The 14,489-nt window shown below is 62.0% G+C and carries 15 protein-coding genes; 3 read left to right on the top strand and 12 right to left on the bottom strand.

Annotated features, from left to right (window positions below):
* Nucleotides 1-20: 20 nt before the first annotated feature.
* The 3 genes from AC1RME_RS22245 (at nucleotide 21) to AC1RME_RS22235 (ending at nucleotide 2,394) form a co-directional block, all read left to right on the top strand.
* Nucleotides 21-674, top strand: a complete 654-nt coding sequence (locus AC1RME_RS22245; protein WP_096820977.1) for an HD domain-containing protein — start codon at nucleotides 21-23, stop codon at nucleotides 672-674.
* 111 nt (nucleotides 675-785) lie between these two features.
* Complete coding sequence (locus tag AC1RME_RS22240; RefSeq protein WP_096820976.1) at nucleotides 786-1,982, top strand: MFS transporter; 1,197 nt, start codon at nucleotides 786-788, stop codon at nucleotides 1,980-1,982.
* Nucleotides 1,983-2,064: 82 nt separating this feature from the next.
* On the top strand, nucleotides 2,065-2,394 hold the full coding sequence (locus AC1RME_RS22235; protein ID WP_096820975.1) for a hypothetical protein: 330 nt from the start codon (nucleotides 2,065-2,067) through the stop codon (nucleotides 2,392-2,394).
* On the opposite strand, the gene AC1RME_RS22230 is transcribed toward AC1RME_RS22235, so the two are convergent.
* From AC1RME_RS22230 to AC1RME_RS22175, 12 genes are all read right to left on the bottom strand, one after another.
* The gene (locus AC1RME_RS22230) at nucleotides 2,388-3,317 is read right to left on the bottom strand and encodes a PfkB family carbohydrate kinase (protein ID WP_493091752.1); all 930 of its coding nucleotides are present in this window, start codon (nucleotides 3,315-3,317) and stop codon (nucleotides 2,388-2,390) included. The genes AC1RME_RS22235 and AC1RME_RS22230 overlap by 7 nt on opposite strands.
* A complete protein-coding gene (locus tag AC1RME_RS22225; RefSeq protein WP_096820973.1) occupies nucleotides 3,310-4,776 on the bottom strand; it encodes a purine-cytosine permease family protein in 1,467 nt (488 codons plus the stop codon). The genes AC1RME_RS22230 and AC1RME_RS22225 overlap by 8 nt, the downstream gene beginning before the upstream one ends.
* A gap of 70 nt (nucleotides 4,777-4,846) precedes the next feature.
* Nucleotides 4,847-5,845 carry an ADP-ribosylglycohydrolase family protein gene (locus tag AC1RME_RS22220; RefSeq protein ID WP_273536325.1) on the bottom strand — a complete coding sequence of 333 codons (999 nt, stop codon included), beginning with the start codon at nucleotides 5,843-5,845 and terminating at the stop codon, nucleotides 4,847-4,849.
* The gene (locus AC1RME_RS22215) at nucleotides 5,842-6,555 is read right to left on the bottom strand and encodes a GntR family transcriptional regulator (RefSeq protein WP_096820971.1); all 714 of its coding nucleotides are present in this window, start codon (nucleotides 6,553-6,555) and stop codon (nucleotides 5,842-5,844) included. Before AC1RME_RS22215 ends, AC1RME_RS22220 begins: the two co-directional genes overlap by 4 nt.
* 118 nt (nucleotides 6,556-6,673) lie before the next feature.
* The gene (araH, locus tag AC1RME_RS22210) at nucleotides 6,674-7,642 is read right to left on the bottom strand and encodes an L-arabinose ABC transporter permease AraH (protein WP_085697229.1); all 969 of its coding nucleotides are present in this window, start codon (nucleotides 7,640-7,642) and stop codon (nucleotides 6,674-6,676) included.
* Nucleotides 7,643-7,654: 12 nt separating this feature from the next.
* Entirely contained in the window at nucleotides 7,655-9,196 is a 1,542-nt protein-coding gene (araG, locus tag AC1RME_RS22205; RefSeq protein WP_096820970.1) for an L-arabinose ABC transporter ATP-binding protein AraG, read from the bottom strand.
* Between the two features lie 54 nt (nucleotides 9,197-9,250).
* Nucleotides 9,251-10,255 (bottom strand): substrate-binding domain-containing protein, encoded by a 1,005-nt coding sequence (locus tag AC1RME_RS22200; protein ID WP_096820969.1) that lies wholly within the window; start codon nucleotides 10,253-10,255, stop codon nucleotides 9,251-9,253.
* Nucleotides 10,256-10,399: 144 nt separating this feature from the next.
* The gene (locus tag AC1RME_RS22195) at nucleotides 10,400-11,218 is read right to left on the bottom strand and encodes an SDR family oxidoreductase (RefSeq protein WP_096820968.1); all 819 of its coding nucleotides are present in this window, start codon (nucleotides 11,216-11,218) and stop codon (nucleotides 10,400-10,402) included.
* 270 nt (nucleotides 11,219-11,488) lie between these two features.
* A complete protein-coding gene (locus AC1RME_RS22190) occupies nucleotides 11,489-12,364 on the bottom strand; it encodes an SMP-30/gluconolactonase/LRE family protein (protein ID WP_096820967.1) in 876 nt (291 codons plus the stop codon).
* A 25-nt stretch (nucleotides 12,365-12,389) separates the two neighbouring features.
* The gene (locus AC1RME_RS22185) at nucleotides 12,390-13,106 is read right to left on the bottom strand and encodes a FadR/GntR family transcriptional regulator (protein WP_096820966.1); all 717 of its coding nucleotides are present in this window, start codon (nucleotides 13,104-13,106) and stop codon (nucleotides 12,390-12,392) included.
* A gap of 103 nt (nucleotides 13,107-13,209) precedes the next feature.
* A complete protein-coding gene (locus tag AC1RME_RS22180) occupies nucleotides 13,210-13,770 on the bottom strand; it encodes a DUF1285 domain-containing protein (protein WP_096820965.1) in 561 nt (186 codons plus the stop codon).
* 15 nt (nucleotides 13,771-13,785) lie between these two features.
* A complete protein-coding gene (locus AC1RME_RS22175; protein WP_007950810.1) occupies nucleotides 13,786-14,391 on the bottom strand; it encodes a DUF4823 domain-containing protein in 606 nt (201 codons plus the stop codon).
* Nucleotides 14,392-14,489 lie beyond the last annotated feature (98 nt).

Raw genomic sequence — 14,489 nt, 5'->3', positions numbered from 1 at the left:
GAACACTCGAAAGGACGCCCATGAAAAACTTCGCTTTCTCGCCCCTCGCGGAACTCGCCGCCGAACTGCTGCCCCACGCCCTGGAACCGTCGGAGGACGGCGCTCATGACCTGTCACATCTGCAACGGGTCTGGCATAACGCGCGCACCTTGCAGGCCGAGGAAGGCGGCGATCTTGAAGTCCTTCTGGCAGCGGTGCTGCTGCACGATTGTGTGGCCGTGGAAAAGAACTCGCCACTGCGTTCACAGGCATCGCGCCTGGCGGCGGAAAAAGCATCAACGGTGCTGGCAAACCTGAACTGGCCCGAAGAAAAAATCAGTGCAGTGATCCACGCCATCGAAGCCCACAGCTTTTCCGCCAACATCACCCCGCTAACCCTCGAAGCACGTCTGATGCAGGACGCCGACCGCCTCGACTCCCTCGGTATGCTTGGTGTCGCCCGCACCTTCTACATCGCCGGGCGCATGGGCAGCTCGCTGTACGACCCGCACGATCCCGAGGCTCGGGAAAGGGACTACGACGACAAGCGATTCTGCCTCGATCATTTCCAGACCAAACTGCTGCACCTCGCCGACGGTTTCCAGACTACTGCCGGTCAACATCTGGCACGGATTCGTCATCAACGTCTGAAGGGTTTCATGGAGCAGTTCAAGGAAGAGATCGGCGTCGTCTGAAAGCGTTACTCCGGTCATTCACGATCCTGAGTTCGCCAAGCTCAGACCTAAGCCACGGACCTGCCGTGTTAGATAGATGACGCTCAATTTTTCCGGTCAAGGAACCGCGTCATGCCTCAAGCAACACCCCAGGTCTCGGGCAAACTGTTCGGCCTGTTTTGCCTCGCCAGTTATCTGCTGTCGCTGTCCTACGGCGCGACGTTTCTGCTCTCGCTGCTGATCGGTTCTCGCGGCGGCAACGAGCACGACGCCGGCAGCGTGATCAGTGCGGCGATGCTCAGCACATTCGTTGCGGTGCTGGTGTCAGGGCATTTGTCCGACTGGCTGGGCGCGGCGCGTTCGATTGCGCTGTTCGGGCTGTTGCTGGTGGCGGCGAGCCTGGGGTTTGCGATGACGCCGGGCTTCGGTTATTGGCTGCTGTTTTTCGGTTTGCTGCTGGGGCTGGGCTGGGGCGTTTTCTATACGCTGGGCCCGATCATCGTCGCCAGCCTGGTGAGCCCGGCACAGCGGGCGAAATACTTTGCGCTGCTCTCCGGCAGCATGATGACCGGGATCGGCAGCGGCCCGCTGCTCGGGCGTGCAGCGAGTGCGCTGGGCTTGCCGGTGACGTCGGCGTTCTATCTGGCAGCCGGGGCGAGCCTGATCGGCGTGCTGCTGTTCTGGCGTCTCGGCGCTCGATTGAAAGGCACACAGGCGACATCGGCAGCGCGAATTTCCTGGCAGGCGACTACTCAGGTGCTCGGCTCTCGCGCGGTGTTTCCGATCATCATGGTCGGCCTCGGCGGTTGCGTGTTCGGCGGGCTGTCGAGTTTCCAGACCAGCTATGCCGCCGCCCGTTCGCTGGATTATTCGCTGTTCTTCCTAGGCTTCATGAGCGCTGCGATCAGCAGCCGGATGTTGATCGCAGGTTATGTGGTCAAGCGTGATCCGCTGCGCGCGTCGTGTCTGTTGTCGGGGTTGATGCTGGGCTCGATCGTGCTCTTCGCGTTCGGCGTCCAGAACGGGATCAGCTATCTGCTGGCGGCGGTGATGCTCGGTGTCGGTTACGGCCTTACCTACTCGGTGATCAATGGGCTGGCGGCCAACGAGGCACCGGCCGGTACCACGTCGCAGGCGTTGCTGCTGTTCAGTCTGGCGTACTTCATCGGTGTATTCGGCTTCCCGCTGCTGGCCGGGAAAATCATTGTCGAGCACGGCATGGCGACGCTGTTGCTGACCGTTCTGGCGGTGGCGGCGTTGAACTGGTCGATCACCCTCGGCCGTTTGCTTTGGCGCCGAATGTCAGTAGAAAGCGCACTGACGAACTGAACCGTTCGTCATTCAATCGGCACCTATGCCACGCGAGGGCGGACCAAGATCAGGTAAGGATTCCAATCACTGGAGACACACCATGATCTCGTCAAGGTTGACTGCTTTCGTGTTTGCCACGCTGCTCTGCCCCGTGGCATTCGCCGCGACCGCCACGGGCACCGGCCCCACCGATCCGGTCGAGCGCCCGAAGGCCCCGGCCATCCAGAGTGCCCCCGGCATGAACACCGATGGCTCGGGCGTCGAGAACGCCCTGCCGCCCGCCACCGGCACTGACCCACGCACCCAGGGCAATGATCCAGGGCGTCAGGGCGGCACTCAGGGTAATCCCGTTCCGCCGGACAATTCCGGCTCCGGTATGGGCTCGAAAACCACTACCGGTGGTTCGGGTTCAGAAGGTGCCGGTCAGTAGGCGGAAGATTCGCGGATCAGCGCATCGACTTCGGCTGTGCCCGGTGCAGTCGCCGGCCCCCAACGGGTCACGGCCAACGCCGCTGCAGCATTGGCGCGCCTCGCGGCTTCATCAGCCGCCAGACCTTGCGCCAGGCCGGCAACGAACACGCCGGCATGGGCATCGCCCGCGCCGTTGCTGTCCACCGCCTGCACCTTGAAACCCGGCACATGCCGGCGTTCGCCGTGCTGATGAATCCAGCAACCCTGCGGCCCGTCGCGCACCACCATCAGCACACCCTGCGGCAGGTGCACGGCCAACCGGTCCAACGCGGTTTCGATGTCCGCCGCGCCCGTGAAACGCAAGGCTTCGACACTGTTGCTGGTCCACACATCGATGCGCGGCAGCAACGCCTGCATCATCGGAGAGTCCGGCGATTCCACCAGCGGGCCCGGATCGAACACCACGTTGATCGTCTTCGGCAACGCCAGCGTCCAGTCCAGCAACGCCTGGGCCTTGCCGCTGTGCAGCAGGCTGTAGCCGCTGACGTAGACATAGTCGCCCGCCTCGGCTGCAACGCTGCTCAGCTCCGCCGCCGTCACTTCACCTTCGGCGCCGATGTAGGAAATGAAACTGCGCTCGGCCGACGCATCGGTCAGCGCCACGCAGATGCCGGTGTCGCGTTCTGCAGGCTGCTCGATGCCGACGCGGATGCCCTCGGCGTGCATCGCCTGCCGCGCCAGATCACCGAAACGACCATTGCCGTGGCGACCGAGATAGACCACCGGCAAGCCGTTGCGCGCAGCGGCGGCCATCACATTGAAGCCGCCGCCGGCTTCGAAACTGGCGGATTGCGCCAGCACGTCACCGCCGATTTGCGGCAGCGCATCCACGGCCATGACCAGGTCGATGATGACCTGGCCGGTGTGCAACATCTTAGGCATGAGCGTTCTCGACTTGCGCGGCGCGGCGGTCTTTCGCCCCGCCGAGTACGAAGTACAGGCCACCGGCGACCACAAACGTCACGATCCAGCCGAGGCCGTTGTGGCCCAGCCATGAGTCGGACAGGAAGCCCTTGAACCAGACATTTTCGGCGGTCGTACCGATGGTGGTGAAACTGAAACCCAGCACGATGGCAATCGCCCACGCACCGAATGCGCGCCACTCGATGCCGCCGCTGTACCAGTAGGCGCTGCTCGGGCTGACGTCGAGCAGGTCTTTCGGGCTGTAGTAGTGACGGTGAATCAGGTCGACCACGAAGATCCCGACCCACGCGGTGATCGGCACCGCCAGCAGGGAAATAAAGGTAATGAACGGGCCGTAGAAACTGTCGGCGATCAGCATGAAGTAGATCGAACCGGCGAAGATCGCGACGATGTCGACCACCACCGCGTACACGCGCTTGACCTTCAGGCCGAGGGTCAGCGTGGTCAGACCGGCGGAGTACACCGACAGGTTGTTCGACAGCAGCAGGCCACCGAATGCGGTGATCAGGTACGGCACGGCCATCCAGGTCGGCAGCATGTCGCGGATCGCCACGATCGGGTCGGTCGCCGATGCCAGATCGTTGTTGCCCACCGACAGCAGGCCACCGAGGGTGATCAGCAACACCAGCGGAATCCCCGCACCGAACGCCGCCGAAGCCACCAGGCGCACGGCTTTGACGCTGCGATGCTGATAGCGCGACATGTCGGCGCCGGCGTTGGCCCAGCCGATCCCGGTGCCGGCCGCCATGGTGCCGATACCGATGATCATCGCGCTCATTGGCGCCGGGGTGGCGTTGAACACCGCGCTCCAGTCGATGGTCGCGCAGAGGAAGCCGCCGACCAGAATGTTCAGCGCGCCGAACACGTAGGTCGCCCACTTCTGGATCACCAGCAACGTGGCGTGGCCGAGGCCGGACACCGACAGGGTCAGCAGCACGAAAATCGCGATGAAGACCAGGGTCAACACCGGCGCGCTTTTGGCTTCTACCGGCGAGCCGAACAGGATCGAGCACAACGACAACAGCACGAACGCAGCGGTAGTGGTGTTGACGGTTTCCCAGCCCAGGCGCGACATCAGCGACACCAGCGTCGGGCCGATATTGCCGCGCACACCGAAGATCGCCCGGGACAGGGTCAGGCTCGGCGCACGACCGCGACGGCCGGCAATCGAGATGATCCCCACCACCGCGAACGAACCGGCAGCACCGAGAATCGCAACGATGATCGCCTGCCAGATCGCCAGGCCGCGAAACGCAACCAGCGTGGCGCCCAGCGGCAGGCCGAGGATGGAAATGTTGGCCGCAAACCAGACCCAGAACAGTTGCAGCGGATGACCGTTGCACTCGCCTTCCGGCACCGGCTCGATGCCACGGGTTTCCAGTTGCCCGGCGCTTTGCCCGGCGTTCGATGAACTCATGAGAAATGCTCCTGTTGCCATTGTTGTGGTTGTCGGCAAGACAGATGGTTGACGTGTGGCGGGCGGCGTTTCAGCGCAGCGCGAGGAGTCCTTTCACCAACGGTTCCAGCTCCAGGTCATTGACGGTTTTGACGGTTTCAATCATCGCCGCCGGCCAGCTCTGAAGGCCCAGGCAGGCCCCGAGCATGGCGCCGAGAATCGCGGCGATGGTGTCGGTGTCGCCACCGAGGCTGGCGGCCATGCACAGCGCGTCGAACGGCGTCATTTCACCGACCGCGACTTGCTGCGCGAGGGCGAACGACACCACCACCGATTCCTGCGAGGCCACCGATGTACCGATCACGTCGTACAGCAGATCCGCGAGCAGCACCGGGTCGCTTTCAACGCTGATGCTGCGCGCCCAACTGATCCGCGACGCGATGCGCCCACCGGCCACCCAGTGCCCGTGCGCTTCCGCTTGCTGGGCGATCTGCTGGCCGAGGTTCAGCGCCTCGCCCAGATCCAGGCCGTTGATGCCGGCCGAAACCACCGCCGCCACCGCTGCCGCGCTGGAAATCCCCAGCGTGGTGTTGTGGGTGACCTGACAGGCCTGCACCACCGCCGCAATAAAACGCTCGGGGTCGGCGACATCGGCGGCGATTCCCACCGGGGTGATGCGCATCGCCGCACCGTTGGTGGTGCCGTAGCGCCCGGCCTCTTCCGGCGAATGGCCGGCGAGGATCATTTCGATCGCACGTTTGGTCGACGGACCGAGCAAGTCCTGCGAGCCCTTGGCCTGCATCTCGGCTTCCCATTCGATCAGCCGTTGCGCGAGTACCGCCGGCTCGATCCGGCCCTTGCCTTCGACCAGCAACTCGCCCACCAGAATCGCCTGTTCAGTGTCATCGGTGATCGAGCCTTTGGGCATGTTCGCGGCAATCGGTTGCAAGGGGCCGGCGTCTTGCAGGTCGGTGATCTGGCCGAAGCGCTGCCTGATCGTTTCGCGGTTCAGGGATTGCGTCGGCATGCCCAGCGCATCGCCGAGGGCCAGGCCATAAAACGCGCCCAGGGCACGGTCGAGGGCGGTCATTTCGATTCTCCAAATTGCAGGTGCAGACGGAAATGCACCGGATCGAGCAGGCTTTCGACCAGTTCCATGAAGCGGTTCTGCCGGTCGTAGGTGGTGCGCAGTGCCTTGAGGAACACCGTGCCTTCCGGACGGCCGAGCAGCTCGGCGTCTACAGCGTTGAGCGGTTCGGCGCCGATCCACTGATCGCCGCGCTCGCCGATGTAGCCGTAGGCCGCCAGGGTAACGGTCAGCGAATTGTCGATCAGGCCGACACGCGGCAGGCTTTCCAGGCCTCCGGTGGCGGGCATCAATGAGCGTTCGAGCGACACCAGCGTGCCATCGTTGGAACGGCGACGACGATCGAGAGTGATGAATTGGTCGGTGCCGAAGCGCGGCAGCAGATCGGGCCGGGTCACGGCTTCCAGGCGCAGCACTTCGGTGTTGATGAACGCCCCGCTGTCGGCCAGGGCCTGGGCCCAGCCACTGCGCTGATCGAGCACCACACCGTCGAACGTGACGATGGAACCGACCCCGCTTTGCGTGGCGATGTAATTGCGCCGTTTCAGTTCGGCCAGCGCTTCGCGCAACGTGCCACGGCTGACGTTGAATTCCTGAGCCAACTGATGCTCGCCGGGCAACAGAAAGCCGTCCTCCATGAGGCCGCTTTCGATGCGTCGGACGAGCTCGTCGACCACCCGTTGTTTCTTGTCAAATCGTACCTGTCTAATCATGTACAAAGTGATAACCGAAACGGGTTGAGACGAGCAAGGTAATTTTTGGGGAAGGTGACAAAAGGCGCATTACTGGAGACACCCTCTCCCAAAGGAGAGGGTCAGCAGAATATTGATCTCAGCGCTGTTTCAGACGGTCGATCACAACAGCCAACAACAAAATCGACCCTCGAATCACATACTGATAAAACGTGTCGATATTCTTCAGGTTCATCGCATTCTCGATAATCGCCAGAATCAACACCCCGGCAATCACATGCCGAATCATCCCGATCCCGCCGCTCAGCGACACACCACCCAGCACGCAAGCCGAAATCACCGTCAGCTCAAAACCCTGCCCGATCATCGGCTGCCCGGACGTCATCCGCGACGCCAGAATCACCCCCGCCAGCGCACCGATCACCCCATGCACGGCGAAGATGATGATCTTCGTGCGATCGACATTCACCCCCGCCAGCAACGCCGCTTCCTGGTTGCCGCCGATGGCCATGGTGTTGCGCCCGTAGGTCGTGTAGTTCAGCAACCAGCCGAAAAACAGGAAGCAGACAATGGTGATCAGGATCGGCACCGGCACGCCGAACAACTGACCGTTGCCGAACACGAAGAACGATTCCTGCGATACGCCCACCGCTTTGCCGTTGGCAAAAATGTAGGCCAGGCCACGGACAATCTGCATGGTCGCCAGCGTCGTGATCAACGCGTTGACCCGCAACTTGGCGATCACGATGCCGTTGATCAAACCGACGATCAGCCCCATTACCAGCGCGGCGCTGACGCCGAGAAACACGCTGTTGGTATCGCGCATCACCACCGCCGCAACCACCCCGGCGCAGGCAATCACCGAACCCACCGACAAGTCGAAATGCCCCGACGCCAGGCAATACAACATGGTGCACGCGGCAATCCCGGTGGTGGAAATCGCCAGGCCCAGGCCACGCATGTTCAGCGGCGAGAGGAAGTTGTCGATCAGCAAGGTGCAGGCGAGGAAGATCCCGACCGCCGCCAGCAACATGACCCAGTCATCGAGGAAGCGCCGCATATCCAGCGGTTTGCGCGCGGTCGGCAGGGTTTCGTTTTGGGTTGTCATCATAGTCACCTCTCAGTTCGCCACGCCGTCAGCGCGGTGGCGCGGCAAAGCCAGTTGCAGCAGGTTGGATTCATTGGCCTGGTCGCGGCTGACTTCGCCACGCAGGGCGCCCTCGCACAACACCAGAATGCGGTCGGAAATGCCCATCACTTCCATCAGATCGCTGGACACCACGATCACCGAAATGCCGTCGGCGGCCAGGTTATGGATGATCTGATAGATCTCGGCCTTGGCGCCGATATCGATGCCCCGGGTCGGCTCGTCGAGCAGAAGGACTTTCATCGGCATCGACAGCCAGCGGCCGAGAATCGCCTTCTGCTGGTTGCCGCCGGAGAGGAACTTGATCTGTTGTCCGGCGTGGGGCGTTTTCACTTTCAGGGCCTTGATCTGTTTGTCGGCGTTGCCCTTTTCCCAGATCCCGCGCAGCAGGCAACCGAGCCCTGAGTTCGCGCCGCGCGCACTGATGTTGATGTTCTCGGCGACGCTGGCGAGCGGGATAATGCCTTCCTTCTTGCGGTCCTCCGGGCACAGCAGAATCCCGGCGGCAATCGCATCGCGGGGCGAACGCAGCTTCAGTTCATGGCCGCGCAATTCCAGGCGCCCGGCGGTGTTGCGTTCCAGGCCACTGAGCAACCGGAACAGCTCGGTGCGCCCTGCCCCGACCAGTCCGAACAGGCCAAGGATTTCGCCTTTGTGCGCATCGAAACTGATCGGCTCACGCAGGCCCGGGCCGAGCAATCCATCGACTCTCAGCGCCACCGCACCGCGCGGGCGACCGCGATAATCGTAGATGTCCTGAATGTCACGCCCGACCATGCAGGTCACCAGTTGATCGTGGGTCAACTGACTCATGTCCTCGAAGGTACGTACGTAGCGACCGTCCTTGAACACCGTCACCGCGTCGCAGATGCGGAACACTTCTTCCATGCGATGGGAGACGTAGAGCACCACTTTGCCCTCGTCGCGCAGCCGGCCGATGATCGCCATCAACCGGTCGATTTCCCGGGCCGAGAGGCTGCTGGTCGGTTCGTCGAACGCAATCACATGGGCGCCACGGGACAACGCCTTGGCGATTTCCACCAGTTGCCGCTGGCCGAGGGACAAGCGCCCGACCTTGGTCTGCGGATCGATTTCATCGGCCAGACCTTTGAGACAAGCCAAGGCTTGCTGACGCAGCGCACCGCGATTGATCAGACCGAAACTGGCCGGCAGGTGACCGAGGAACAGGTTCTCGGCCACGGTCATTTCCGGCACCAGGTGCAGCTCCTGGTGAATCACCGCCACGCCGTTGCCGATGCTGTCGGCGGTGGACTTGAAGGCCATCGTCCGCTCGCCGATCTGCAACTGGCCGCTGCTGGGAATGTAGGCGCCACCGAGGATTTTCAGCAGCGTCGATTTGCCGGCGCCGTTCTCGCCCATCAAGGCGTGCACCTGCCCGGGATGGGCGACGAAGCTGATGCCGTCCAGCGCCTTCACCCCGGGGAAGGTCTTGCCGATCCCGTTGAAGCGCAGACTGCCGGCACCGTGTTGTTGTGTTTGTACTTGCGCGTGCATTTAAGCCACCTCTTCACACCGATGACAGCCCGGTTGCCCGGGCCGCCGCTGCCGTCAGTTCCACAGGCCGATCTTTTCCAGCTCTTGCTTGAAGTTCTCGCGGGTGATCAGGGTGACGTCGTCCATCGCGGTGTACTTCGGCGGCTCTTTGCCGGTGGTGACCCACTCGTACATCATGCTCGCGGTGTTGTAGCCCTCGATGTGCGGGCTCGGCAGCATCGAACCGTAGAAGCCGCTGTTGGGCTTTTTCAGTTCGCCGATCGCATCGGTGCCGTTGATGCCGATGCCGATCACGTTGGCCGCGGCAAACCCGGCGGCTTCGGTGGCGCGCACGCCGCCGAGCACGGTGTTGTCGTTCATGCCGCCGATGATCAGGTTCTTCGCCGCGCCCGGCAGCTTGACCAGCGCCGAGTTGGTGGCGTCCATGCTGCCCGGTACGTCGAGGGTTTTCAGGGCGGCGGTCAGGATGTGCTCTTTCGGCAGGCCGGCATCTTCAAGCGCTTTCATCGAGCCGTCGGTGCGCTTCTTGCCGGTGTCGAGTTCGTTGTAGGTGTTCACAACGGCGTAGGTGTCTTTCCAGTCCCAGTTGCGTTTTTTCGCTTCGGCGGCCATGGCGGCGCCCTGCTTCTGGCCGACTTCGAACGCGGCCATGCCGAGGTACGGCACCTCTTCCATGAACTTGCCGTTGGCGTCGACGAAACGGTCGTCCACGGCAATCACTTTCAGGTCATTGAGTTTGGCCTTGGCCATGATCGCAGGGCCGAGGGATACGTCCGGCGGGCAGATCACAAAGCCCTTGGCACCGTTGGCCGCGAGGCTGTCGATGGCCGAGAGGGTTTTCTCGCCGTCCGGCACGGCGATCTTGATCAGCTCGAAGCCTTTGTCCTTGGCCGCTTTTTCTGCGAAGGCCCATTCGGTCTGGAACCACGGCTCTTCGGCCTGCTTGACCAGAAAACCGATTTTCACCGGATCGGCGGCCAGCAGCGAACCGCTCAGGCTGAACGCAGTGACCGCCAGCGCGGCACTGCACAGGGTACGAATCCCGAAACGACGTTTCATAAGCAGACTCCTTGTTATTTTTCTTGAGCGTTATTTGAAAAGCGTTGAAGCGGTCGAAGCATGTTTCTGTCAATCATCAGGACAATAGTCATATCGTATGATGATTGGATTTCAGGCGGACCTTGCCACCTGGAATCCGGTTTTTCAGTCGTGGTACATCACCGAGCGACCACCATCGATGGTGATGCACGAGGCGTTGATGAACGGCGCTTCGTCGCTGGCCAGGAACACGGCCGTCATCGCCACTTCGATCGGTTGGCCGATGCGTTTGGGCGGATGCAGGTCAAAGGCGCGCTGGCGTTCGGCATGAGGGTCGGCGAACCCGTTCCAGTAATCGACGTTGAGCTGGGTTTCGATGTAGCCCGGGGCGATGGCGTTGACGCGAACGCCCTTCGGCGCGTACTCGATGCCCAACGCGCGGGTCAGCCCGAGCAGGCCATGCTTGGCCACCGGGTATGGGAAACAACCGGGAATGATGTTCGTGGAATGGGTCGAGGCAATGTTGATGATGCTGCCGATGCCTTGCTCGATCATCTGCGGCAACACGGCCTTGCAGCCATACCAGGCGCCGTCGAGGTCGATGGCGAAGCAGCGGCGCCAGTCTTCTTCGGTCATTTCCAGCGGATCGCGAAACACGTTGACCCCGGCGCAATTGACCAGCACGTCGATGCGCCCGTGCAGCTCAATGGCCAGTTTGGCCATGGCGTGCAGATCCTGTTGGCGCGATACGTCGGCCTTGATCGCTTGCACATCGGCGCCCTGCTCGCGCCAGTGCGCAGCGACTTTCTCGACCTTTTCGGCCTGGATATCGCTGATCACCAGCTTTGCCTGCTGGGAGGCGAAGGTCGCGACGATGGCTTCGCCGATGCCTTGAGCGGCGCCGGTCAGCAACACAACCTTGTTTTTCAGACGCTCGCCTTTGGGTGGCTCGGGCACTGGCGGCAAGGAAAGGGGTTCAGCCATGAATCAGGACTCCTGTTCGAAAGCATAAAAAAACCGGGCATCTGACGATGTCCGGTCTGGAAGGCTTTTGGAACGCAACAGGCGAGCGCCGCTGACGGCATCGGGCCGTTGCGGGACGCTGACTCCGCTGGGGAGTGCGATAGAGATTCGCTGCATCACTTCACCTGTTTTGTTCTTTTTAAGTGTGAGTGCGTGTTACTGCTGGAGCCGACTATAAACCCGACCGCCAAATAATCTCAATATATAATTTTGCATCCCATATTTTGGGATTTAACTGGCGAATCGCGTACAGAGCTTTCCTGCGACGTCCACTCGTAGCGACAGCACGGCGCCGTCCAGCGGGTGGTTCAGCGGACTTTTGGCGCTGGTGATGTACAGGGTTTTCAGGTCGGCGCCGCCGAATACGCAACTGGTCGGGCGGCTGATCGGCAGGTCGATCTTGCGGTCGATCTGGCCATCCGGTGTCAGGCGCAGCAGGCAGCTGCCGTCCCAGCGGGCGTTCCAGATGTAGCCTTCGGCGTCCATCGCCGAACCGTCCGGGCCACCGTTCTGATCGGCGCCGTACCAAGACAGGGCCGTGTCGAGGTTGCCGTCGGTGTGGATGAAATAGCGATACAACGTGCCATCGAGGCTGTCGCCGAACAACAGCGTGGTGCCGTCGTCACTCCAGAGCAGCGTGTTGGGAATCCCCAGGCCACGCAGCAACGGCGTGACTCGTTTATCCGGATCAATCCGGAACAGCCCGCCGGAACGGCGCGTGATCGGCAGATCCTCGCCCTGCTCGCCAATATTGTTTTGCATGGTGCCGAGCCACAAGCGGCCCTGGCCATCGCAACGTGCTTCGTTGGCGCGGTTACCCGGTTGCGGGTCGGCGACGCAGAACAGCGTCAGCCGCGGCTCAAGTCCGGGGGAATCCAGGTCGAGTCGGTAGACGCCGCTGCTTAGGGTCACCAGCGCGTCGCCGCTGGCGCAGGGGATGAACGCCGAGACGTGTTCCGGCATCTGCCAGATCTGCACGTTCTGCCCGATCAGGCGCAGCGCCTGCTTGCCGGCGATGTCGACCCAGTACAGCGCCTGGGTCGGTGCGTCCCAGAACGGGCCTTCGCCCAGTTGCGCCCGATGCTCTGTCACCGCAGTCCACGTCATGCAACCTCCTGTCTTGTTGTTTTTGTCAGCTGGCTTTTTTGTCGGCCATCACCTGCGGGTAGAACCGCTTGATGGCCAGGTCGGCATTGTCGATCAGGGTCATGCAGGCCCACACCCCGCGCGCGGCATCCCGGGCGGCGATGGCGTCGGCCATGTCTTTGTGGATGGGCAAGGTGCGGCGCAATTCGTCGGGGTCTGCCGCGGACACTTCGAAGGACACCGCGAGCAGCGCGCCAAGGGCTGGCACCATTTGCTCGATGAATTGATTGTGGCTGGCGGCCAGAATGCACTCGTGGAAGAACTGGTCGGCACGGTTGTAATCAATGCCGCTGTCCACCGCCCGCTCCAAGGCATTGTAGGCCTGCTGCACGGCTTGCACCTGTTCGACGGTCGCCCGCTCGCAGGCCCAGCGCACCGCCATCGGTTCGATGGTGCGGCGCAGGTCGAGCAGGTCATCGACGAAGTTTTCCGGCAGGCCGCTGCGCGACAGCCAGCCCACGACTTGCGGATCGAACAGGTTCCAGCGCTTGATCGGCAACACCCGCGTGCCGACTTTGGGCCCGACTTCGAGCATGCCTTTGGCGACGAGGGTCTTGATCGCCTCGCGGATCACGGTGCGGCTGACCCCGAGTTGCTCGCCCAGATCGGCCTCAACCTTGATCGCTTGCCCCGGCTTCACGTGGCCGGCGGCAATCCAGGCGCCCAGCCAGTCAACCGTTGATGCGTGAAAACTGCTCGACATGGACACCCCGAAGCCGTTCGCTGTGGTTGCCCAAGCTAATCATCATACGATTGAGAGTCAACGACAAAAAAACCGCAGCCTGCTTTCACAGACTGCGGTTTTTTTACGGTTCGAGGCCGATGCGGAAGAACTCGCCGCCACTCCAGACGCCGAGCCAGCGTTGGCCATCGATTTCACGACTGACTGCGAGCTCCACCAATTGGTAGAACACGTTGCGGTGGATCAGCGCTTCGAGGTTGGTGCGCACATGCACATAGGGGGCAGGTTCTTGCGTTGTCGGATCGATCTCCACCCGGATCGGATGTTCCGGGCCGGCCTCGGTGGTTTCATCGACGTTAGTGGTAAAGCGCAGCAGTTGCGCCTCACCCTCGCCTTCCACCTCGACGGCAATCGCCACGAATGGTGCATCGTCGACCTTGATCCCGACTTTCTCCACCGGAGTAATCAGGAAATAATCATCGCCATCGCGGCGGATGATGGTGGAGAACAGCTTGACCATCGGCTTGCGCCCGATCGGTGTACCCAGGTAATACCAGGTGCCGTCGCGGGCGATACGCATGTCGATGTCGCCGCAGAAATCCGGGTTCCACAAGTGCACCGGCGGCAAGCCTTTGGTTTTGGGGATTTGTCCCAACAGGTCATTGGCTTTTTGCGGGCCACTCATGGCGTACTCCTTGAATTACTGGTCCCCGACGCCCAGCAAGCTGCGCGCGTATTGCGCAAGCGGCGGGCCGATCAGGTCTTCGGGCTTGTTATCGTGGAACGTCAGTAAACCGCCACGACTCTTGATCCGTGCAGTATCAATCAAATACTGGGTGCTGGTCTCGATCAACATGATCTGAATCACGCCGCCGTCGATACCGAGGCGATCCACGGCTTCCTGATCCAGCCATTCATCGGAGTTGCCGATGCGGTCGTCAGCCTTGGCGAAACGGGTGTAAAGCAAGTAATGAGCACCGGCGTCGCGGGCTTCGCCCATCGCCTGGTCGAGGCCTTCCGGCGCACGGGCGCGACGGACCATCGGGAAGTATTCGACGAAGCCTTTGAAGGCCTCTTCGGCGACGACGTTGGGACGCGGGTAGGAACCACCCGGCGGCGCGAACGAACCCTGCGCGATGTAGATGAACGAATCCGGCTGAATGCGGAAATTGTTTACGCGGCGGCTGTCGCTGTGATCCAGCAGACCTGCGTCGCTCATCTGGTAGCGAGTCCCTTCGGCCATGTCACTGACAGTCATACAGCCGCCCAGCGCCAAAACGGCCAGCAGCAAAACCAGGCTACGCATCCTAATCCTCCAGAAGCCGGTGACGGAAAACCGGCGAATGGCCGTAGGATGCAGCTTTTGCGCCAGTCCTTGGAAATGTGCAGGTATCCGGTTTGAAA

This window comes from Pseudomonas sp. GW822-FHT03F08, assembly GCF_058801265.1.
Note: the sequence above shows the minus strand (reverse complement) of the source record. Positions and strands in the feature narration are given on the sequence as shown.

Coding starts and splice junctions, on each gene's coding strand:
- AC1RME_RS22230 (WP_493091752.1), bottom strand. CDS start 3,317: ATGCCTAAGATGTTGCACACCGGCCAGGTCATCATCGACCTGGTCATG.
- AC1RME_RS22195 (WP_096820968.1), bottom strand. CDS start 11,218: ATGGCTGAACCCCTTTCCTTGCCGCCAGTGCCCGAGCCACCCAAAGGC.
- AC1RME_RS22185 (WP_096820966.1), bottom strand. CDS start 13,106: ATGTCGAGCAGTTTTCACGCATCAACGGTTGACTGGCTGGGCGCCTGG.
- AC1RME_RS22200 (WP_096820969.1), bottom strand. CDS start 10,255: ATGAAACGTCGTTTCGGGATTCGTACCCTGTGCAGTGCCGCGCTGGCG.
- AC1RME_RS22180 (WP_096820965.1), bottom strand. CDS start 13,770: ATGAGTGGCCCGCAAAAAGCCAATGACCTGTTGGGACAAATCCCCAAA.
- AC1RME_RS22245 (WP_096820977.1), top strand. CDS start 21: ATGAAAAACTTCGCTTTCTCGCCCCTCGCGGAACTCGCCGCCGAACTG.
- AC1RME_RS22220 (WP_273536325.1), bottom strand. CDS start 5,845: ATGACCGCCCTCGACCGTGCCCTGGGCGCGTTTTATGGCCTGGCCCTC.
- AC1RME_RS22225 (WP_096820973.1), bottom strand. CDS start 4,776: ATGAGTTCATCGAACGCCGGGCAAAGCGCCGGGCAACTGGAAACCCGT.
- AC1RME_RS22235 (WP_096820975.1), top strand. CDS start 2,065: ATGATCTCGTCAAGGTTGACTGCTTTCGTGTTTGCCACGCTGCTCTGC.
- AC1RME_RS22190 (WP_096820967.1), bottom strand. CDS start 12,364: ATGACGTGGACTGCGGTGACAGAGCATCGGGCGCAACTGGGCGAAGGC.
- AC1RME_RS22240 (WP_096820976.1), top strand. CDS start 786: ATGCCTCAAGCAACACCCCAGGTCTCGGGCAAACTGTTCGGCCTGTTT.
- AC1RME_RS22215 (WP_096820971.1), bottom strand. CDS start 6,555: ATGATTAGACAGGTACGATTTGACAAGAAACAACGGGTGGTCGACGAG.
- AC1RME_RS22175 (WP_007950810.1), bottom strand. CDS start 14,391: ATGCGTAGCCTGGTTTTGCTGCTGGCCGTTTTGGCGCTGGGCGGCTGT.
- araG (WP_096820970.1), bottom strand. CDS start 9,196: ATGCACGCGCAAGTACAAACACAACAACACGGTGCCGGCAGTCTGCGC.
- araH (WP_085697229.1), bottom strand. CDS start 7,642: ATGACAACCCAAAACGAAACCCTGCCGACCGCGCGCAAACCGCTGGAT.